This window comes from Paenibacillus sp. B01 (genome assembly GCF_009649995.1).
GTDB classification, from domain to species: Bacteria; Bacillota; Bacilli; order Paenibacillales; family Paenibacillaceae; genus Paenibacillus_O; species Paenibacillus_O pasadenensis.
Genome location: NZ_CP045802.1, coordinates 164,638 through 184,851, shown reverse-complemented (window position 1 = coordinate 184,851; position 20,214 = coordinate 164,638). Strand labels below are relative to the sequence as shown.

Here is a 20,214-nt window from a genome sequence, read left to right as displayed (position 1 = left end):
TGCAGGGGCGTGCGGCTGTTTGCTTATTCCGGGAATTCGGCCGGCACCGGCTTCGCCTCGTCCTGCTTGCCGGTCTTGCGGCCCGACAGGAACCAGCCGCCTACGGCGACGGCGACGAGCACGCCGTAGAAGATGAGCTTCCAGCCGGTCGACTCGGCAAAGTCATGCGGGATGACATGCAGCGAAGGATGCGCCAGCGTGTGAACCGCCAGCTTGACGCCGACCCAGCCGACGATGACGAAGGCCGCGATCTCGAGCGAAGGCCGAGCCTCCAGCAGCTTCACGAAGGCATTGGCCGCGAAGCGCATGATCAGCAGGCCGATGAATCCGCCCAGGAAGATGACGGCGAAGTGGCCCCCGTCCATGCCGCCGATTTGCGGCAGCGGCGTCTCCGGCAAGGCGACGGCGAGCGCGACGGCGGCGAGGATCGAGTCGACCGCGAAGGCGATGTCCGCCAGCTCGACCTTGATGACGGTGCCCCAGAAGCCGGATTTTTTCGGCTCGGCGGCCGTATGCGGCTCGACCTCCTGCTTCGCTCTCTTGACGATCACCTTGCGGTAGATGTGGTTGGCGGCGATGAACAGCAGATAGAGCGCGCCGATCGCCTGCACCTGCCAGACATCGACGAGGAACGAGATGATGAACAGCGACGCGAAGCGGAACACGAACGCCCCCGCCAAGCCGTAGAACAAAGCCTTCTTCCTTTGCTGCTCCGGCAGATGCTTGACCATGATGGCCAGCACGAGCGCGTTGTCCGCCGCGAGCAGGCCCTCCAGCGCGATCAGGACGAGCAGCACCCATCCGTACTCCATCAGCAATGCGAAATCCATGTCCTTTCCTCCCTTGAATGAAATCGGATGTGCCCGGAAGAATGCAAAAAGACCCTTGCCGATGAGGAAACAGCCTCATGGACAAAGGTCTCACCAACAGCGCCGAATTATGCGGCGCTGCCAATAAAGCCGGAGAGCTCGCGCTCTCGGATTGACGACTTTACTGTACCAGTTACTCCCCTTCGGAGTCTTATGCGATTAGGCCGAGCGTTGCAATCAGAACGGTATACGCACGCTTGCAGAGCTTGGTTTCACTTCTTGCGAAAAAAAGATTCTCTTCTTTCTACCCGTGGTCCGGGACTCCTAAACCGGGGGGCGTCACCTCTGTCTGGGCGGGCGCATACGCTAGGCTATGCCCAGAAAACGGAGGTCATGCCCATGCATCCGTACGACTCCGCGCCAACGCCGGCACCGACGCGCGTGTACCACTGCGAGTCCGACCATCATGAAACGCTGCTCGGCGTCAAGCAGCGCCTGCAGGCGCTGTGCGCAGAGCACGCCTACCGCCTCGTCAAGGTCGAGACGATGGACGGCGACGTCTACGAGGGGAAGATCGTGCTGTGCGACCGCAGCATCATGTTCCTGCAGCTGTCGAACGAAGGCCACAGCCGCGCGTTCCTGCCCGGCCCGCCGAATCCGTACTTCTACAACAACGTCATCCTGCCGCTCGTCCTGTTCGACCTGCTGGCCATCACGCTGATCTAAAGGAGGAAGTTGCATGGCGCTATTGTTTCCCCCCAACCAGCCGGGCGGCCTCGGCGGCCTGTTCCCGGGCACGCCGGGTCCGCCTCCGTTCCCCGGAGGCGGAGGCGGCTTCCCTGGACCGCCTCCCGGACCGGGTCCAGGCGGATTCCCCGGTGCTGGCGGAGGCTTCCCGGGACCTGGCGGAATGCCGGGCGGGCCGGGCGGCGGACCGCAGCCGCCGTCCTCGCCGCCGCCGCAGGCGATTCCGATCAAGCCGCTGACGGCGGGAGCGCTGGCGATCGACCCCGGCGCCATCTCCGGCTGCGTGCTACGCTACACCTACGTCTGGCCGTCGAACGGCCCCGGCTTCTGGTTCTATCCGGTGTTCGTCGGCCGCACCTCGGTGTCCGGCTTTCGCTGGAACGGCCTGTTCTGGATGTTCTCCGGCCTCGACCTGAGCCGCATCGACTCGTTCAGCTGCTATTGACCGAGGCAGCCCTGCCTTTCGCAAAAGTCCCCGTCTGCCGGCGCTCGCCGGCGGCGGGGGCTTTTGCCGCCGTCCGAAAAGAGAGCGCCGAAATTGCGGCCGCATCGGGCGCCCGTTCAAAAGGAGAGAAGGCGGGGTCATTCCTGCCCCTCTTTTTCGTGAGCCGAGTCAAGCAGGCTCTGCAAGCATGCGATCCCCCGCATCTGCTCGACGAGCACCCCGTCCAGGTAATGAAGGGACTGAAGCGCAATTTCCTTGGCCTGCGCCGCGTCATGGTTGTCGAGCTCGGACAGGACCTTGCGAACGACATCCAGGGAATAGACGACTCGTTGAACCGTGCGGATGACGAGCAGCTTGCGGATGTCCGAGGGGCGATAGATGCGGAACCCGTTGTCGGGCCGGCGCTCGGGCCGAATCAGTCCTTCCTTCTCCCAATGCCGAATGGCGGAAGCGGATACCTTCGCTTCCTCGGCGGCTTCTCCGATCGTATACGAGCTTTTACCGCCGCGCAGGGACGGTTCATGCAGCGCTTGGAGATCAAGCATCTCCACCGTTCTTTGGACCGTTTCCTTCTCCGCATGGAGGCGGACTTGGGCCTCGTTGAGCAGCCACAGGACATCCAGCTTCTTTCCCTGCTGGACGAGCGGCATGATGCGCCGGACCAGCTCCATGCCGAATCCGGGAATCAACGCGCGGATGCATTGAAAATAGGCTTCATGTTCCCGGGTGTAGACGCGATACCCGCTTGCCGATCTCTCGATCCGAGGGACGAGCCCCCAGGCTTCGTAATGCCGCAGCGCGCTCGTGCTGATATTCAGGCTCCGGGCGATGTCGATTCCTCTCATCCCGCCTCCTCCTCCCCCTATCATGGAAGGTTCAAGCATATGACGGCTTTACAGTCGTTTTTCCAGGCAGCACCGGATTTAAACCCACCCTACCTTAGCATTTGCACCAATAGTATACGATGGAAGTACATTCTCTTCAAAGGAAGGTGCCGATCCGCATGAACAAGATCATCCCCATTTTGCCCTGTCCGTCTCTGAAGGATCAAATTTCCTTTTACGAAAAGCTGGGCTTCACCCTGGCCTACATCTCCCCTCGTCCCCATTCCTACGCGGTGCTCCGGCTCGGATCGCTCGAGCTGCACTTTTATGGAAGCAAGAAGACGGTCCCGAGCGAAAATCCTCAGATGTGCTATGTACAAGTCGATGAAGTCGATCTCGTCTATGAGCAGTTCACAAGCTCGATAAAAATGGCCTTGGGCAAAATTCCTCGAACCGGCGTCCCTAGAATTTCCAAAATGAAGCACTTGAAGGAGGATCGGCGGTTCATGATGACGGATATGGGGGGAAACACGCTCTTCATCGGGACGCCGAACGAGGATCTGCACGAATCTCCCGCCTTTTTCCGGAACCTTGCCAGCGAAGAGCATGCCCACTCCTTCGGCATCCTTTACGATTTGATGTATTCCAAGGAGGATGTCTCCTCCGCCTCTGCCATGCTGCAGAAGTTTTTTCCGTCAGATCTGACGTCGATGGAGGTCGAGGAGCTCGATCTGGCCAAGCTGTTGCTGGTGGCGATGGATATCCAGCTGCACCAGCACCAAGCCGCAGATCCGCGGCTCGGCGACAAGCTCGACGAGCTGATCGCCGCTCATGGAACCGATTCGGCAGATTGGAACCGGATCTCCCGGCAGCGGTCCATCCTGGACGAGAAGTAAGGCCCGCTGCTGATTCCTCCCCCGCCCGTTCGGGTACAATGAGGGCAAACCGTCTTCTCCTGCCTGTCCGGCGGAGCGGACTAGGAGGAGATCGATTTGCTGACGACCCTGCATCGCAAAGGACTCGGGACGGCCGCCGCCGTCCTGCTGCTTTGCGGCTGCGCCCCGTCCGAGCAGCTGCGGCAGGACGGAGGAGCCGCGCCGCCTGCCAGCTCGTCCGGAGCCATACCTTCCGCCGCGCCGCCCTCGGAGGCGGCGGAAAGCGCGGATCGCTTTCCCTATGAGCCGACCGTCCTCGCAGAAGGATTGGACCTGCCGTGGGAGATCGCCCTTGCTCCGGACGGCCGCATCTTCTTCACCGAGCGCCCGGGAGCGCTGCGGGTCATCGAGGATGGCCGGCTCCGCGAGGAGCCGCTGCTGGAGGTCGAAGGTCCGGATGGAGGAGAAGGCGGCTTGCTCGGCCTCGCTCTTGATCCGGCTTTTGCCGACAACGGCTACGCCTACGCCTACCACTCGTACGAAGAGCAGGGCCGCATCCTGAACCGCGTGCTGCGCCTGCGCATCGAAGGCGGCAAGGCGGCCATCGACCAGGTGCTGCTCGATTCGATTCCGGGAGCGGTCAATCATAACGGCGGCCGGCTGCGCTTCGGCCCGGACGGCATGCTGTACGCGACGACCGGCGACGCGTCCGAGCCGGAGCTGGCGCAGGATCCGGACAGCCTGGCCGGCAAGATCCTCCGGCTGCAGCCGGACGGGTCGGTTCCGGCGGACAACCCTTTTCCCGGATCGCCGGTCTACAGCCTCGGCCACCGCAACCCGCAGGGCCTCGCCTGGCATCCGGAGAGCGGCGAGCTGTACAGCTCCGAGCACGGCCAATCGGCGCATGACGAGATCAACCGCATCCGCCCCGGCGCCAACTACGGCTGGCCGGACGTGGAGGGCGACGAGAGCGGCGAGGCCGCAGACGGCCAGCCGCTGCAGGTTCCGGCCGCGCATAGCGGCGACGAGACGTGGGCTCCGTCGGGCATGGCCTTCCTGACAGACGGGCCGTGGCAGGGCCGGCTGCTCGTCTCCGCGCTGCGGGGAGAGCGGCTGCTGCAGGCTTCCCTTGCGGCGGACGGAAGCGTGTCGTCGATCGAGCCTTTCTTCGAAGGAGAGTGGGGACGGCTGCGCTCGATCGTCGAAGCCCCGGACGGCACGCTGTACGTGCTGACGAGCAACCGGTCGCGCGGCAACCCGGCGGACAACGACGACCGGATCGTCGCGCTCGTTCCGCAGCCGTCGCCATCGCCGTGACGATCGCTACAAGGCGCCAGCGCGCGCTTGGAGCATGCCCGTCACGATTCCATTCGCCGCCTCGCTTTGCGAGGCGGTTTTTGCGCTTGCCCTCAGGAGGACGGCGAGATGCGCTTGCCTCCGGCGGAGCGCGCCCGCCAGGCCCTCGCCCTGTGCAGCAGCGGCGCGCGGCAGCGCGTCCACAGCAGACGGAAGAGGAGGTAGAGCAGCAGCGCGCCGAGGACGCTGTTCAGCAGGGCGCCGGTCAGGAAGTCCAGCCCGGCCCCGCCGAGCTCGCCCAGGCTCTCGACCGCATCGTCGTAGCGGAGCTCCTCTGCCGGATCGGCGAGAATGTCCCGCACCTCCGGGTCGGCGGGCTGGCGCAGCCCTCTGCGCACGGCATGTCCCACGGCATAATTGACGTAGAACAGAATCGGCCATAACAGCGTGCCGAAAAGGACGGCGAACATGCCGGCCGCCATATTGCCGCGGCACAGCCGCAGCAGCGCCAGCGCCAGCAGCACGTCCACGCCGAAGGTCGGGAACCAGCAGGGCAGGAACCCCAGCGCGAAGCCGAGCGCGACCCGATGGGAGCCTTGCCGCTGCCGAAGCAGGCGAAGCGTCTGGTAGACCAATCCTCTCTTGAGCGCCGCAAGCTTCATTCGATCCCCTCCCTTGCTTCGAAATCTCGCCCCATCTTACCAAAAGCAGGCCAAGCGAAGCCAGCCGCAAGCGGCGAATGGTTGCGCACCGGCTACGGCTGGGAGCGCGTACTCTCTTTTCTTCTAGAATAATTTCCCTTATTCTGTCTCAAATGACCATCTCCGATTGTCATATCGGGTAGAACCGACTTCAGGATAAGAGGTGCTGCATGGAATCCGAACCGAACCTAGCGTCATGGGATCAACTCGTCAAGCTGCATTACCATGCACCGGGGTTCCGCCAACCAAGGCGCTTTCTACTCCCTGGTCGGGCCGATACGCCCGAGTTTCGCCAACCAAGGCACTTTCGACTCCCTGGTCGGGTCGATGCACCGGGTTTCCGCCAACCAAGGCACTTTCAACTCTCTGGTCGGGTCGATGCACCGGGTTTCCGCCAACCAAGGCAATTTTAACTCCCTGGTCGGGTCGATACGCCCGAGTTTCGCCAACCAAGGCACTCTCAACTCCCTGGTTCAGTCGATGCACCGGAGGGCGGCCAACCAAGGCGCTTTCAACTCCCTGGTCGGGTCGATGCACCGGATTTTCGCCAACTAAGGCACTTTCAACTCCCTGGTCGGGTCGATGCACCGGATTTTCGCCAACTAAGGCACTTTCAACTCCCTGGTCGGGTCGATGCCCCGGAGTTTCGCCAACCAAGGCGCTTTCGCTTCCCTGGTCGCGACGAATTGGCCGGAGCGGCTGCTCGACTGCGCAGCCTTCGACCCGACCTGCTTGACCTTCGTCAGCGTGCTCGGCCTCAGCTACTACTTGCCGCAGGAGGCGTTTATCCGTCTGCTGCGGAAGCTGGCGAACCTGCTGCCTGCAGGCAGCGGCCTCGCGTACGACTACCCCGACGAGCTGACCTTCACGCCAAAGGCTGGCGAGCGCGCCCGCAAGCAGGTGATGATGGCGGCGCAGGCCGGCGAGCCGATGGTCTCCTCCTACTCCTCTGCCGAGCTGGAGTCGCTGCTGGAGGAGGCGGGACTGCTCGCGTACGAGCATCTGACGCCTGCTGTCATCGACGCCCGGCTGCTCGCTGCCTGCAACGCTAGCCGGACGGGCGAGCCGCTGGCCGCCTTCGACAACGTCCATTATTGCCTGGCGGTCAAGCGGTCCTGAGTTCTGCCTGATATGCGCCGCAGGCCGATGACGCCCCAACGGCAAAAAAGAGCTGCGGCATCTTGGCAGATGCGGCAGCTCCTTGCGTTGGTCGAGTCTCGCTCATGAAGGGATTGGAGGAGATCTTGTTGGTTATACCGGCGGAATCTGTGGGATCGGTGGGATCGGCGGAATCGGCGGGATCGGTGGAATTGGTGGGATCGGCGGAATCACTGGCGGAACCGTCAGCTCGACTACGCCTGCGCAAGAGGTCTGCTCCAGCACAGCTCCGGAAACATCCTTCCAAGCTCCCGGCTTGAGCGTCACAACGACGGTTTGACCTGATGCAAACGTCGCCTCGGGAAGCTGCACAAGGAAAGTGGAGGTCATGGAATCCCATATTACGAAGCTGGATTGAATCCAGCCCGGAGCCGATTCACCGCCGATGGAGATAGATTCCAGCAAATCAGCGGTATTTGTCAGGGAGGTCGTGTCGGCATGCAGTTCTCCGCTTGCACGAAGGCTCAACTGGCCTACACCGGCATGGAGCGGACCCAAAGTGACCTCAACGGCAGGTTCTGGAATGTAAACCGCCACAGCGTAACGGATAACGCGATTGTCTGCATCGGTGGCCGCCACCAGGATGAGCGGATGCTCTGTGTCGAGGTCAATGTCTTGGCCGGATGCATAATCGACGCCATCGAAAAAGGCTCCCGACGCCGGAGTATACACATTTTCCCCAACTGTGCGGATACGCCATTTCTCTGCGCCTACGCTGCTCGGGTTCACCAGCGTCAGCTTGGCCGTGCCGGGAACGGAACCTGCTGAAACATAGAATTGCGTATGCAGCAGCTGTTCTGCCGCCACACCGATCTGCGCGGCCGTCAGCGCGATGTCGCTGAACCGGACGACTGCGCCGGTGGAGGCGTTGACCTCATAGACGCCGATATGCTCGCCCTCATAGACGCCCCGAATATCGGCGCCCGTCTCATATTCGCTGCCGATCTCGGCCGCGGAGGATCCGACCTTCGGCGTCACGAACGGACCTGGCTGATGGACGAAACGCAGGCCGTTGCCCGAGACCGCTTCGTAGACGAGACGCACCGAGCCGGCTACCGTTCCGGATTCCACCGTAAGCCCCGTGATGGCTGGCGCCGGGGTCGGTGTCGGCGACGCGGTTGGCGTCGGTGTTGCCGTCGGTGTCGACGACGCGGTTGGCGTCGGCTGAACGGTCGGCGTTGCCGTCGATGTCGGCTCCGGCGTCGGCCACACGATAGGCGGCGCTGCGCTCGGCGTCGGGCTTGGACTTGGCGAGGCGCTCGGCGTCGGCGTCAGGCTCGGCGAAGGAGTCGGCGTTGGCGTGGCGCCACGCGGAACGTATTGCTCCTTCGCCTCATAAAGCGCCCAGCACGAGCAGATCGCGGGTCGCGTTGGAGCCTCCGCCGAATTTTCCGTCCGCGCCGTTGCTCAGCAGCTTCAGCTCCAGGGCGAGCTCGACGTAGCCTTTGGCCCAGTCCGAAACGGTCTGGTCGTCCACGCCGGGAGCCGACTTGGCGTCGTCATCCTTGCCAAGGCCCCTCACCAGGAACGTGGCGAGCTGCTCTTTCGTGACCTTTCCTGCCGGGTCGAACCTTCCGCCGCCATATCCTTCCGCGATGCCCGCGTTCTTGAGGGCCTCGATGTAAGGCAACGCATAGCCGTTTCCCTTGTCGTCCGGCTTGACGTCACTGAAGCTGGACATCTTCAGGCCCGAGTCGACCTTCAGGCCGAAAATCAGCGCAGCGACCTTGGCGAACTGGGCGCGGTTCATTTCGCTCTTCAAGTCGAACGTGTCCTGGCTCACGCCGTTGAACACGCCCGCGCTGAGCAGCGCGTCAATCTTCGCTTTCGTCGCGGCATCGAGATCCTGCAAGTCTTTGAAGTCAGCCGATGTTTTGGCCGCGAGCGCAGTCGTTCCCGGCAAGCTCAGCGCCAGGGCGAGCCCCAGGATCAGACTCCTGCTTTTCCTCATTCAGACTATTCCTCCCTTTTTTAAATCAAATCTTTCAAAGGGATCTATCGGCATAGGCCGGAGGTCTTATAAGAGGCGAGGCGAAATCATTCGCCGCCCCGCATCATCCGCCGCGAGCTCGACGACAGCCGGCCCAGATCCGCGGCGAGCATCCGGACCTGCTCGCGGAGCACGGGCGCTTCATCCGTGCCTTCCCAGAAGCGGCTGACGAAGTGCAGGAATACGTCTACTTTGCGGAGCTGCATCAGCAAAGGCACCGCTTCCATCTCCTCGCGGGACAGCCGGACGACGCCGCTGAAGCCGCGCCAGAACGCTTGCGCCGCCGCCTCTTCCTCCGGATGTCCGACGAGGCCGGAAAGAACGACCGCCGGCTCCATCGCCCGCAAGTCCCACGTGCAGAACTCGAAGTCGAGCAGCGCGGCTACCTGCCGGCGATCCGCCTGCCGCAGCAGCAGGTTCGACGCGTTCAGATCTCCGTGCACGAGCTGATGCGGCAGCCGCTCCAGCTCCGCCAGGCGACCGAAGATGTCTCCGCACGCCTCATATAGCGCCCCGAGCTCCGCAGCCAGATGGCGGAAAGGCTCGGGCGGATCGAAGCACAGCTCGCGCAGCGCTTCGTCAGTGCAAAGCGGATAGGCCGCTCTCAGCTCGTAATACGGGCGATACGCCGGAGACAAGCTCGGGCGGACGCCGGCAAGCGCCGCCGACAACAGGCCCGCCGCTTCGCCGAACGACGCCTCGTAGCCCGACTCCTCCTCCGCCGGGGAGTCGCCTTCGATATAGCGGAACAAGCAAGCGAGCTTGGAAGGGTCGTCCTCCGTCTCGGCCACGGTCGCCCCGTTCCGGGCCGGGATCGGCTGCGGCACCTGAAACGGCAAGGAGAGCTCCGCCAGCCGCTTCAGCACCTCGTGCTCGAACTCGATCTTGTCCCGGTCGCGATGCGTCTCGTAGATGCGCAGCACCGCGCGCCCGGCACTGCCTTCAACAAAATACGTGCTGTTGTTCCACCCGCCGCTCCGCCGCCGCAGCGTTCCGCTCCACTCCGGCCACAGCCGGCTCATCCAGGATTCCATCATCCGCATCGTTGTCGCTCCTTCATCCGGTCCGGGAGCCTTCATGCCAGCGCTGGCAGGATCCGGCTGAACGACTGGAAATTCTCCGGGCGGAATCCGGCCAAGCGGCAGAGCCTGAGGTAGCTGTAAGCGTATTTGCCGTAATGCCCGTGCCGGCTGTCCGCAAGGGCTTCTTCCCAATAAGACGGCTCCAGCGGATTACGCGCGCCGGCCACGGCGTTTGAAGCGGATTCCGTCTCTTCCTTTTCGAGCGCATTCGCATAAGCCAACAGGGCTGTTCTTTTGAAAAAAGACTGCTCCAGAATCGGCCCGTGCTCCTCCAGAGCCTCGGCACTCAAGGCCCGCTTCAGCTCCACGACGGCATGTCCGTGCGTCAGCAGATGGCCGAGCTGCATGTCTCCTCTCTCCATCCGTTCCGGTCTGGAGAAAGCATGGAACAGCTCCAGTACGGATGATGGAGCAAGCTCAGGCTGATTTTCCGCTTCCGGCACCTCGCCGGGTTGAACGACCGTATGGATGCCGTTGATCGTGACATAACCGGGACCGGAGTCGGCAAAGCCCTGCAGCATCGTCGCCATCGCGTCGAACAGCTCTTGCGTCGCCGGAATGCCGGAGCGCTCGATCAAGTCGAGCATGTAGGACGCGTAGATGGCATCGTGGCCAAGCGAGTTGTCTTTGCCGCCATTTCGAATCAACACGCGCAGCAGCTCCGGCCGAAAGCCGATCTTCGGCTCCCCTTCATCGTCATAGATGCCCTGGTTTCCCTTCTCCTTGACGATCTGATCGAGATTGCGGCGGACCAAAGGCTCCAGACCCCCGGGCAGAAGCTGCTCGTCCAGCAGCCGGGCCATGGAGAGGACCGCGCACGCCCAGTGGCCGTCCCATAGGTTCGACGAAGCCGACTCAATCATCTTTTGACAGGCCCACCTGCCGTAGAACGCTGACTTTTCCATTCTCCTCCCCCTCCTTAAAGGTTAAGCATAGCGGGAAAGGCGCGATTTGAACATGCCGGCGGCTCGTCCAGCAGGACAGCCAAAAGGCCTGCGCCAGCTGCCCCCTAGGCAGCCGTCACAGACCTCTGTGCTGACCTTCTCATCGACAAGCGTTCGCTGCGGAGCAGAGCCTACAGCGCCTCCACCAGCATGGAGACGCCTTGCCCGCCGCCGATGCAGAGCGAGGCGAGGCCGAGCCGGCCCTCGCGGCGGCGCAGCTCATGCAGCAGCGTGACGAGGATGCGGGCGCCGCTCGCGCCGATCGGATGCCCGAGCGCGATGGCGCCGCCGTTCACGTTGAGCTTCTCCGGCGGCAGCTCGAGCTCGCGGCCGACGGCGATCGCCTGCGCCGCGAACGCCTCGTTCATCTCGAACAAGTCGATGTCGCCCATCGACACTCCTGTCCGCTCCAGCAGCCGGCGCGTCGCGTGCACGGGGCCGAGCCCCATGAAGGCCGGGTCGAGCGCGGCGCTCGCGTAGCCGCGAATGGCGGCGAGCGGCTTCAGGCCGAGCGCGGCCGCCCGCTCCGCCGACATGACGACGAGCGCGGCCGCGCCGTCGTTCAGGCCGGACGCGTTGCCGGCCGTGACAGTGCCGCCCGCGCGGAACGCCGGGCGCAGCCGGCCGAGCGACTCCGCCGTCGTGCCGGCGCGCGGATGCTCGTCGGCGCCGACCGACAGCGGCTCGCCCTTGCGGCGAGGGACGGCCACCGGCACGATCTCCTCGGCGAAGCGGCCGGCCGCGATCGCCGCCTCGGCCTTTTGCTGGCTCCATGCCGCGAACTCGTCCTGCTCCTGGCGGCCGATGCCGTACTTGTCCGCGATGTTCTCGGCCGTCTCCCCCATATGGATGTCGCCCATCGCGCACCAGAGCCCGTCCCGGATCATCGAGTCGACGAGCTTGGCGTCGCCGAGGCGCAGGCCGGTCCGCCCGCCGGGCAGCAGGTAGGGAGACTGGCTCATCGATTCCATGCCGCCGGCCACGACGATCTCGGCGTCGCCGAGCCGGATCGCCTGCGCGGCCAGCATGACGGCCTTGAGGCCGGAGCCGCACACCTTGTTGACGGCCGCCGCTGGCACCGAGGACGAATAGCCGTTTTTCAGCCACGCCTGGCGAGCCGGATTTTGTCCCACTCCCGCCTGCAGCACGTGGCCGAGGATAACCTCGTCCACCTGCTCCTGGCCGACGCCCGCCCGGGCGAGCGCCTCCCGGATCGCCGCCGCGCCCAGCTCGGGCGCCGGCACCTCGGCGAGCGCCCCCTGAAAGCTGCCGATCGGCGTGCGGACGGCGCTGACGATGACCGCTTCATGCAAGCTCGACATCACGCTCTCCCCCTCTCCAATTCCGCTGCGACCGCGTAGCGGGCCTCGGTATGGTCCCGCACCTGCTCCAGCGTCGCGCCCTCCTGCAGCTCCACGAGCACCATTCCCTGCTCGGTGAAGTCGAATACGGCCAAGTCCGTGATGAGCCGGTCGACGACCCGCTGCCCGGTCAGCGGCAGCGTGCAGGCGGCCTTGACCTTGGACTCTCCGTGCTTGCTCATATGCTCCATGACGACGACGACGCGCCGCGCTCCGTGCACGAGATCCATCGCGCCGCCCATGCCCTTGACCATCTTGCCGGGAATCATCCAGTTGGCGAGGTCGCCCTGCTCCGACACCTCCATGCCGCCGAGGATCGCGAGCTCGACGTGGCCGCCCCGGATCATGGCGAACGACTCCGCGCTGTCGAAATAGGACGCGCCCGGCACGGCCGTCACCGTCTCCTTGCCCGCGTTGATGAGGTCGGGATCGGCCTCGCCCTCCAGCGGGTACGGCCCGATGCCGAGCAGCCCGTTCTCCGACTGCAGCAGCACCTGCATGCGGGCCGGAATATGGTTGGCGACCAGCGTCGGCATGCCGATGCCGAGATTGACGACCATGCCGTCCTGAATCTCCTGCACCGCCCGCATGACGATCGCGCTTCGGCTGCCGCTCATCGGCCTTCCCTCCCTTGGACTTGGACGCCTGCGCCGCGCACGGTCAAGCGCTCGATCCGCTTCTCATAGCCGAAGCCCTGGACAACCCGCTGCACGTAGACGCCCGGCGTATGGATCTCGTCCGGATCGAGCGCGCCTGCCGGCACGATCTCCTCGGCCTCCGCGATCGTGATCCGGCCCGCGGCTGCCGCGAGCGGATTGAAGTTGCGCGACGTCTTGCGGTAGACGAGGTTGCCGAGCGTATCCGCCTTCCACGCCTTGACGAGGGCGAAGTCGCCGACGATGCCTCGTTCGAGCAGGTAGGTCCGGCCGTCGAATTCCTTCTGCTCCTTGCCGTCCGCGACGACCGTGCCGACGCCGGTCGGCGTGTAGAAGCCGGGGATGCCCGCCCCTCCGGCGCGGATGCGCTCCGCGAGCGTCCCTTGCGGGACGAGCTCGACCTCCAGCTCCCCGCTCAGGTACTGGCTCTCGAACGTCTTGTTCTCCCCGACATAGGAGGAGACCATCTTGCGGATCTGCTTCGTCCGCAGCAGCAGCCCGAGCCCCCAGTCGTCGACGCCGCAGTTGTTGCTGACGGCCGTGAGGCCGCTCGTCCCCTGCTCGACCAGCGCCTGGATGAGCGTCTCGGGGATGCCGCATAGGCCGAATCCGCCGACGATCAGCGTCGATCCGTCCGGGATATCGCGCACGGCGTCCGCAGCCGAAGCCCATGTCTTGCTCATAAGTTCCATCCTTTCTGTTGTCGCGCCCCGGCCCTCCCGCTCTACTGCGCGGTGTAGCCGCCGTCGATCAGCAGCGTCGCGCCGGTGACGCCGCGCATCCGGTCCCCGGCGATGAGCGAGGCGAAGTCGGCGATCTCCTCCACGGAGAGCAGCCGCTTCTGCGGAATGAGCGAGTACAGCACGTCCTCCAGCACCCGCTCCAGCGGAACGCCGCGCGTGCGGGACAGGTCCTCGAGCTGCCCGCGCACGAGCGGCGTGTCGACGTAGCCCGGGCAGAGCGCGTTCACCGTGATGTTGTGGGCCGCGCCCTCGAGCGCCGCCACCTTGGTCAGGCCGATCAGGCCGTGCTTGGCGCTGTTGTAGGCCGCTTTGCCGGCGAAGCCGATGACGCCGTTGATCGACGCCATGTTGAGGATGCGGCCGTACTGCTGGCGCTTCATGATCGGGAACGCATGCTTGATGCCGATGAACGCCCCCGTCAGCATGACCCGCAGCATGAAGTCGAATTTCTCCACGGGGAATTCCTCGATCGGAGCGACATGCTGCAGGCCGGCGTTGTTGACGAGGATGTCCAGCCGGCCGTAGGCCGCCTCCGCGCGGGCGATCGCCTGCGCGTACTGGCCTTCGTCGGTGACGTCGCAGGCGAGGCCGAGGCACTCTCCGCCTACGTCCTGGAGCGAGGCGGCCGCCTGCTCCGCCGCCTCCCCGCGGATGTCGGTCAGCACGACCGCCGCTCCCTCCGCCGACAGCTTGCGGGCAATCTCGAGTCCGATGCCGCTGGCCGCGCCCGTGACGAGCGCGACCCTTCCTTTCATCTCCGGCTGCATATGGATTCAGGCCTCCATTCCTCTGATGCGATGAAGCGTTCTAGACGATGACGGTCAGCACCGCGGCGAGCGCGAATACGACGACCGTCTTGATGATCGTGATGGCGAAAATGTCCTTGTACGACTGGCGATGCGTCAGGCCGGTAATCGCGAGCAGCGTGATAACGGCGCCGTTATGCGGCAGCGTGTCCATGCCTCCGGACGCCATCGAGGCGATCCGGTGCAGCAGCTCGGGGCTGATGCCCATCGCGTTCGCCGCATCGAGATACGTCTTGCTCATGACCTCCAGCGCGATCGACAGGCCGCCGGAGGCGGAGCCGGTGATGCCGGCGAGCAGGTTGACCGAGACGGCTTCCGACAGCAGCGGCGCCCCGTTCATGCTGTGGATGCCGTTCTGGATCGCCTGGAAGCCGGGCAGCGTCTTGACGACGTTGCCGAAGCCGACCTCGGAGGCGGTGTTGAAGATCGCCAGCAGCGCGCCCATCGCGCCTGCCGTCAGGCCGGCGGCGAGCTTGCCCTTCACCTGGCGGACGTTGATGCAAAGCGCGGCGATGACGCCGACCGTCAGCGCGATGATGAGCGCCCAGATCGAGGAGACGGACTTGACGTTCGCGATGTTGAACGACTGGAGCAGCTCCTCGTCATACCACGTCGTGACGGTCAGCGCGCCGCGGCTCAGCAGGAAGTTCAGCACCAGCACGAGCGCCAGCGGCAGCAGCGCCAGCCACAGCTTCGGATAGTTCGTCTCCTCCGCCGCCTCGGGCTCGTTCTTGTGGTTGTCGCCGTAGCCCTCGCCGGCGAGCTCGGCCTGCTTGCGGCGGCGCTCCAGCCAGTACAGGCCGGCCGCGAAGATGAGCGCGCCGCCGATGATGCCGACGACCGGAGCCGCATAGGCGTCCGTCCCGAAGTAGGCGGTCGGGATGATGTTCTGGATCTGCGGCGTGCCGGGCAGCGCGTCCATCGTGAACGTGAACGCGCCGAGCGCGATCGTGCCGGGGATGAGCCGTTTCGGGATGTTGCCTTCCCGGAAGATGGCCGCCGCGAACGGATACACGGCAAAAGCGACGACGAACAGCGAGACGCCGCCGTACGTCAGCACGGCGCAGGCGAGGACGACCGCCAGCATCGCCCGCTTGCTGCCGAGCGACCTCACGATCGCGTGGGCGATCGACGAGGCCGCTCCGCTCAGCTCCATCGCCTTGCCGAAGATCGCGCCGAGCAGGAAGACCGGGAAATACGTCTTGATGTAGCTGGCCGCGTTGGTCATGTACACCTCGGTGTAGCTCGGCAGCAGCGCCTTGCCCGAGATGACGACAGCCAGCAGCGTGAAGATCGGCGCGAATACGATGACCGGGAACCCTCGATAGGCGAAAAACATGAGCAGGCCAAGCGCGAGCAGGATGGCGAAAACTTCTAGGAACATAGACATGGCTCCTCTGCCTCGGGTTGTAAAACGCTTTCATTTCGTTCCGTCTCAGTTTACAACCTGCTCGGCGAAAAGGTAAAATTCAGACATCGAATCATTGCCATTCCATAATTCTATGAATGGAGCTATTCGGCTTGGAACTTAGACATCTTTCCTACCTGCTGGAGATCGCCAAGCAGCAGAACATGACCAAAGCGGCCGAGACGCTCCATCTGTCCCAGCCGACGCTCAGCAAGATCGTCCGCTCGGTGGAGGACGAGCTCGGCGCTCCGGTGTTCGACCGCTCCGGCAAGCAGCTCAAGCTGACGGACTCCGGCGCCGCCGCCATCCGCCAGATCCCTGCCGTGCTGCGCGCCGTGCAGGATCTGCACACCGCCATGGACGACGTCGCGGAGCTCAAGACGGGCAGCATCGCGATCGGCCTGCCTCCCGTCATCGGCTCCGTCTTTTTCCCCCGCGTCATTCCTCCCTTTCAACGGGAATTCCCCAATGTGAGCTTCCAGGTGACCGAGGAGGGCGCGAAGAAGATCGAGTCGCTGCTGCTGAGCGGGGAGCTCGATATCGGAGTCGTCGTCGGCCCCGTGAACGCGCAGGCGTTCCACTCCGTGCCGTTCATCCGGCAGCGGCTCGCGCTGCTCGTGCACGAGGCGCATCCGCTCGCCGGCCGGGAAGCCGCGTCGATCCGGGAGCTCGAGCAGGAGCCGTTCATCCTGTTCTCGTACGGCTTCGCCGTGCGGCAGCTCGTGCTGCGCGCCTGCCAGGCGGCCGGCTACGAGCCGCAGATCCTTCATTCCAGCTCCCAGTGGGACCTCATGGCGGAGATGGTCGCGGCCGGCGTCGGCATCTCGATCGTGCCCGACGTCATCTGCAGCAAGATCACCGACCCGCGCATCCGCTTCGTTCAGCTGGACGATCCGGTCATTCCCTGGCAGCTGGACGTCATCTGGCCGAGGGACAATTACGTGCCGCATTCCGTGCGTTCGTTCATTAAGTTCATTCGATTGTCGGAAGGAATGAAAGAGTGAATCGGAGGCCCCGCAACCGGGAAAGATGACCAAAAGCGTGTCGAGCCGGCCACAATTGGCGGCGGAATGCGATGATTTTTCGAGGAAGCGAGGGATGTCTACTTGACAGTCATTCTCAACAAAATTAATATTAGATTGTAATCATTATAAAAAAACTCCAAGGAGGAACCATATCATGTCCCTGATCGGAACTGAAGTAAAACCTTTTAGCGCGAAAGCGTACCAGAACGGCAATTTCATCGACGTAACGGAGCAGAACTTCAAAGGCAAATGGAGCGTCGTCTGCTTCTACCCGGCCGACTTCACCTTCGTATGCCCGACCGAGCTCGGCGACCTGCAAGACCAATATGAAACGCTGAAATCGCTCGGCGTGGAAGTATATTCCGTCTCGACCGACACGCACTTCACGCACAAGGCTTGGCATGACAGCTCCGAGACGATCGGCAAGATCACGTACATCATGATCGGCGATCCGACGCACACGATCTCCCGCAACTTCGACGTGCTGATCGAAGCGGACGGCCTGGCCGACCGAGGCACGTTCATCATCGATCCGGACGGCGTCATCCAGACGGTCGAGATCAATGCCGGCGGCATCGGCCGCGACGCGAGCGCGCTCGTCAACAAGATCAAAGCCGCTCAATACGTGCGCAACAATCCAGGCGAAGTCTGCCCTGCGAAATGGCAAGAAGGCGGCACGACGCTGAAGCCTAGCCTTGACCTCGTAGGCAAGATCTAAGGGGCATTTCCAATGGTACTTGACGGAGATATCAAGGCACAGCTAGCCCAATACATGGGACTCATGGAAGGCGACGTGCATATCCAGGTCAGCGCGGGCACCGACGCGGTGTCGCAGGACATGCTCGGCCTGATGGACGAGATCGTCGCCATGAGCCCCCGCATCCGGGTGGAAAAAGCGGAGCTGCCGCGCACGCCGAGCTTCAGCGTGAACCGCCCGGGCGAGGATACGGGAATCGTCTTTGCCGGCATCCCGCTCGGCCATGAATTCACGTCCTTCGTGCTGGCGCTGCTGCAAGTCAGCGGCCGCGCGCCGAAGGTCGACCAGAGCGTCATCGATCTGATCAAGGGCATCAAGGGCGAGTACAAGTTCGAGACGTTCGTCAGCCTGAGCTGCCACAACTGTCCGGATGTCGTCCAAGCCCTCAACGTCATGAGCGTGCTCAATCCGGGCATCTCGCATACGATGATCGACGGCGCGGCGTTCAAGGATGAAGCGGAGGAGCGCGGCGTCATGGCCGTGCCGTCCGTCTACCTGAACGGCGAGGCGTTCGGCGGCGGCCGGATGTCGATCGAGGAGATTCTGGCCAAGATCGTCGAAGCTCCGAGCGCGGAGGAATTCAACGGCAAGGAGCCGTTCGACGTGCTCGTCGTCGGCGGCGGCCCGGCCGGCGCAAGCTCCGCGATCTATGCGGCCCGCAAAGGCATCCGCACCGGCATCGTCGCCGAGCGCTTCGGCGGCCAGATCATGGACACGGTCGGCATCGAGAACTTCATCAGCACGAAGTACACCGAAGGTCCGAAGCTGGCCGCGAGCCTCGAGGAGCATGTGAAGGAGTACAACGTCGACATCATGAAGCTTCAACGGGCGGTCCGCCTGGAGAAGAAGGATTATGTCGAGGTCGAGCTCGAGAACGGCGCCGTGCTGCGCAGCAAGACGGTCATCCTGTCGACCGGAGCGCGCTGGCGCAACGTCGGCGTGCCGGGCGAAGCCGAGTTCAAGAACAAGGGCGTGGCGTACTGCCCGCACTGTGACGGACCTCTGTTCGCCGGCAAGGATGTCGCGGTCATCGGCGGAGGCAACTCCGGCGTCGAAGCGGCGATCGACCTGGCCGGCATCGTGAAGCATGTGACCGTGCTGGAGTTCAACACCGAGCTCAAGGCCGACTCCGTGCTGCAGGACCGCCTGTACTCGCTTCCGAACGTCACGGTCATCACGAATGTCGCGACCAAGGAATTCACCGGCACGGACAAGCTCAGCGGAATCACGTTCACCGACCGCGAGACCGGCGAGGACCGCCACATCGAGCTGCAGGGCGTATTCGTGCAGATCGGCCTCGTGCCGAACACCGAATGGCTCGGAGGCGCGGTGGAGCGCAACCGGATGGGCGAGATCATCGTCGACGCGCGCGGCGCGACGTCGCTGCCCGGCGTGTTCGCGGCAGGCGACTGCACGAACAGCCCGTTCAAGCAGATCATCATCTCGATGGGCTCGGGCGCGACCGCGGCGCTCGGCGCGTTCGACTATCTGATCCGCAACTAATAAGAACCGTTTCTCGGCAGAGGGGAGCCTGATCGCTCCTCTCGACCCGGGGAGCGGTTTTTTTCGTCATGCACGATAAAAGGACAGCACCCAACAGACCCCGTTCCGGTCGGAGACGATGGCCAGCAGGCCGTTGAACGGAGCCTCGTACAGCTCCGTGACGATCGCCCCGCCGGAAGCGAGGGCTCCATAGACGCGGCGGAACTCCTCCTCCGTGCCGAGCTTGAGGAAGATCCGGACATAGTCGCCCTTCTGCACCGGCTTCGCCGCTTGAACGTCGGCGAACTTGAGGGCGACTCCATCTACGTGCAGATCCGCGTTCAGGACCGTCTCCCCCTGCCTTCGCAGAATCTCGACCTCTCCTCCAAAGACGCCTTGATAAAATCGGATTTCCTCCGCGCAATTCTCCACGACGACAAACGGAGCTGCAGCCAGCATCGTCATCCTCCTCCTTGGTTTGAAAAAGCCAGGTTCTTCAGCAGGCGGACCTTCGCCTCTACAGCCCGGTCAAGTTGCCGAGCACCGTCTTCAGCAGACGGATGAACGTGGCGTACTCCGCTTCGTCGATGCCTTCGGCGGTCTTGCTGCGAACGCGGTTCAGCGCTTCCTGAACCTGGGGCGCGACCTCTCGTCCCGCCTCCGTCAAATAAAGCAGCTGAAAGCGCTGATCCGCAGGATCCGCTTCCCTTCGGACATACCCTTCCGCCTCGAGCTTGGCGATCGCCTTGGCCGTCGTCGTCTTGTCGACCAGCAGCTTCTCGCTCAAGGCCTTTTGCGTCAACGGCTCCTGCTGCGCGATCGCCATGAGGAACATGTACTGGCCGCTGCCGATGCGATGCGGCGCCAGCTCGGCGGAGATCAGCACCTGCATGTGACGGTAGATCGCCGAGATATAAGGGCCATGCGATTCCGAGCTGTCCTTGCTTTTGAGCGCCCAGGGCTCGCTCATGGCAATTCCCCTTCCCCTCCAGATATGATGCTATTGCAACTAATTGGAGTTTATCTTAGTTAGAATGCTATTGCAACTAATAAATGGGTTTGCTTGTCCTTTGCAGCCGCCGGCAGCGGCAAGCACGCCGTATCG

The 20,214-nt window shown here is 63.7% G+C and carries 22 protein-coding genes; 8 read left to right on the top strand and 14 right to left on the bottom strand.

The window, feature by feature from the left end; translation table 11 throughout:
• Window positions 1-23 precede the first annotated feature (23 nt).
• On the bottom strand, window positions 24-830 hold the full coding sequence (locus tag GE073_RS00855) for a TerC family protein (RefSeq protein ID WP_028600690.1): 807 nt from the start codon (window positions 828-830) through the stop codon (window positions 24-26).
• A 378-nt stretch (window positions 831-1,208) separates the two neighbouring features.
• On the opposite strand from GE073_RS00855, the gene GE073_RS00850 reads away from it, so the two are divergent.
• A complete protein-coding gene (locus GE073_RS00850; RefSeq protein ID WP_228551221.1) occupies window positions 1,209-1,535 on the top strand; it encodes a hypothetical protein in 327 nt (108 codons plus the stop codon).
• Window positions 1,536-1,548: 13 nt separating this feature from the next.
• Entirely contained in the window at window positions 1,549-2,001 is a 453-nt protein-coding gene (locus GE073_RS00845; RefSeq protein ID WP_028600692.1) for a hypothetical protein, read from the top strand.
• 137 nt (window positions 2,002-2,138) lie between these two features.
• Here the strand turns inward: GE073_RS00845 and GE073_RS00840 are convergent, their stop codons facing one another.
• Window positions 2,139-2,846 (bottom strand): MerR family transcriptional regulator, encoded by a 708-nt coding sequence (locus GE073_RS00840; RefSeq protein WP_153782550.1) that lies wholly within the window; start codon window positions 2,844-2,846, stop codon window positions 2,139-2,141.
• 158 nt (window positions 2,847-3,004) lie between these two features.
• Here GE073_RS00840 and GE073_RS00835 point away from each other — a divergent pair, with 158 nt between their 5' ends.
• Window positions 3,005-3,721 carry a VOC family protein gene (locus tag GE073_RS00835; RefSeq protein ID WP_153782549.1) on the top strand — a complete coding sequence of 239 codons (717 nt, stop codon included), beginning with the start codon at window positions 3,005-3,007 and terminating at the stop codon, window positions 3,719-3,721.
• 96 nt (window positions 3,722-3,817) lie between these two features.
• Window positions 3,818-5,017 (top strand): PQQ-dependent sugar dehydrogenase, encoded by a 1,200-nt coding sequence (locus tag GE073_RS00830; RefSeq protein WP_228551220.1) that lies wholly within the window; start codon window positions 3,818-3,820, stop codon window positions 5,015-5,017.
• Between the two features lie 92 nt (window positions 5,018-5,109).
• On the opposite strand, the gene GE073_RS00825 is transcribed toward GE073_RS00830, so the two are convergent.
• Window positions 5,110-5,658 carry a DUF2062 domain-containing protein gene (locus GE073_RS00825; RefSeq protein WP_153782547.1) on the bottom strand — a complete coding sequence of 183 codons (549 nt, stop codon included), beginning with the start codon at window positions 5,656-5,658 and terminating at the stop codon, window positions 5,110-5,112.
• 672 nt (window positions 5,659-6,330) lie between these two features.
• Here GE073_RS00825 and GE073_RS00820 point away from each other — a divergent pair.
• Window positions 6,331-6,816 (top strand): class I SAM-dependent methyltransferase, encoded by a 486-nt coding sequence (locus GE073_RS00820; RefSeq protein WP_101808312.1) that lies wholly within the window; start codon window positions 6,331-6,333, stop codon window positions 6,814-6,816.
• A 132-nt stretch (window positions 6,817-6,948) separates the two neighbouring features.
• Here the strand turns inward: GE073_RS00820 and GE073_RS00815 are convergent, their stop codons facing one another.
• The 9 genes from GE073_RS00815 to GE073_RS00775 form a co-directional block, all read right to left on the bottom strand.
• A complete protein-coding gene (locus tag GE073_RS00815; RefSeq protein ID WP_153782546.1) occupies window positions 6,949-7,926 on the bottom strand; it encodes a hypothetical protein in 978 nt (325 codons plus the stop codon).
• 262 nt (window positions 7,927-8,188) lie between these two features.
• On the bottom strand, window positions 8,189-8,806 hold the full coding sequence (locus GE073_RS00810) for an S-layer homology domain-containing protein (RefSeq protein WP_153782545.1): 618 nt from the start codon (window positions 8,804-8,806) through the stop codon (window positions 8,189-8,191).
• An 86-nt stretch (window positions 8,807-8,892) separates the two neighbouring features.
• On the bottom strand, window positions 8,893-9,888 hold the full coding sequence (locus GE073_RS00805; RefSeq protein WP_228551219.1) for a phosphotransferase: 996 nt from the start codon (window positions 9,886-9,888) through the stop codon (window positions 8,893-8,895).
• Between the two features lie 32 nt (window positions 9,889-9,920).
• On the bottom strand, window positions 9,921-10,832 hold the full coding sequence (locus GE073_RS00800; protein ID WP_028600697.1) for a hypothetical protein: 912 nt from the start codon (window positions 10,830-10,832) through the stop codon (window positions 9,921-9,923).
• Between the two features lie 170 nt (window positions 10,833-11,002).
• Window positions 11,003-12,193, bottom strand: coding sequence for an acetyl-CoA C-acetyltransferase (locus tag GE073_RS00795; RefSeq protein WP_043112061.1), 1,191 nt, complete (start codon window positions 12,191-12,193; stop codon window positions 11,003-11,005).
• Window positions 12,193-12,849: a 3-oxoacid CoA-transferase subunit B gene (locus GE073_RS00790; protein ID WP_028600699.1), complete on the bottom strand. Its 657-nt coding sequence runs from the start codon at window positions 12,847-12,849 to the stop codon at window positions 12,193-12,195. The genes GE073_RS00795 and GE073_RS00790 overlap by 1 nt, the downstream gene beginning before the upstream one ends.
• Entirely contained in the window at window positions 12,846-13,571 is a 726-nt protein-coding gene (locus GE073_RS00785; RefSeq protein ID WP_028600700.1) for a CoA transferase subunit A, read from the bottom strand. The genes GE073_RS00790 and GE073_RS00785 overlap by 4 nt, the downstream gene beginning before the upstream one ends.
• 41 nt (window positions 13,572-13,612) lie before the next feature.
• Window positions 13,613-14,398: a 3-hydroxybutyrate dehydrogenase gene (locus GE073_RS00780; RefSeq protein WP_028600701.1), complete on the bottom strand. Its 786-nt coding sequence runs from the start codon at window positions 14,396-14,398 to the stop codon at window positions 13,613-13,615.
• A 40-nt stretch (window positions 14,399-14,438) separates the two neighbouring features.
• On the bottom strand, window positions 14,439-15,821 hold the full coding sequence (locus tag GE073_RS00775) for a GntP family permease (RefSeq protein WP_153782544.1): 1,383 nt from the start codon (window positions 15,819-15,821) through the stop codon (window positions 14,439-14,441).
• 137 nt (window positions 15,822-15,958) lie between these two features.
• Here GE073_RS00775 and GE073_RS00770 point away from each other — a divergent pair, with 137 nt between their 5' ends.
• The 3 genes from GE073_RS00770 (at window position 15,959) to ahpF (ending at window position 19,130) form a co-directional block, all read left to right on the top strand.
• On the top strand, window positions 15,959-16,849 hold the full coding sequence (locus GE073_RS00770; protein WP_028600703.1) for a LysR family transcriptional regulator: 891 nt from the start codon (window positions 15,959-15,961) through the stop codon (window positions 16,847-16,849).
• Window positions 16,850-17,024: 175 nt separating this feature from the next.
• The gene (ahpC, locus tag GE073_RS00765; RefSeq protein ID WP_028600704.1) at window positions 17,025-17,588 is read left to right on the top strand and encodes an alkyl hydroperoxide reductase subunit C; all 564 of its coding nucleotides are present in this window, start codon (window positions 17,025-17,027) and stop codon (window positions 17,586-17,588) included.
• A gap of 12 nt (window positions 17,589-17,600) precedes the next feature.
• On the top strand, window positions 17,601-19,130 hold the full coding sequence (gene ahpF / locus GE073_RS00760) for an alkyl hydroperoxide reductase subunit F (RefSeq protein ID WP_028600705.1): 1,530 nt from the start codon (window positions 17,601-17,603) through the stop codon (window positions 19,128-19,130).
• 66 nt (window positions 19,131-19,196) lie between these two features.
• Here ahpF and GE073_RS00755 read toward each other — a convergent pair whose 3' ends face one another.
• Both GE073_RS00755 and GE073_RS00750 read right to left on the bottom strand, forming a co-directional pair.
• Window positions 19,197-19,568 carry a VOC family protein gene (locus GE073_RS00755; RefSeq protein ID WP_228551218.1) on the bottom strand — a complete coding sequence of 124 codons (372 nt, stop codon included), beginning with the start codon at window positions 19,566-19,568 and terminating at the stop codon, window positions 19,197-19,199.
• Window positions 19,569-19,626: 58 nt separating this feature from the next.
• Window positions 19,627-20,079: a MarR family winged helix-turn-helix transcriptional regulator gene (locus GE073_RS00750; protein WP_101808306.1), complete on the bottom strand. Its 453-nt coding sequence runs from the start codon at window positions 20,077-20,079 to the stop codon at window positions 19,627-19,629.
• Between the last annotated feature and the right edge of the window lie 135 nt (window positions 20,080-20,214).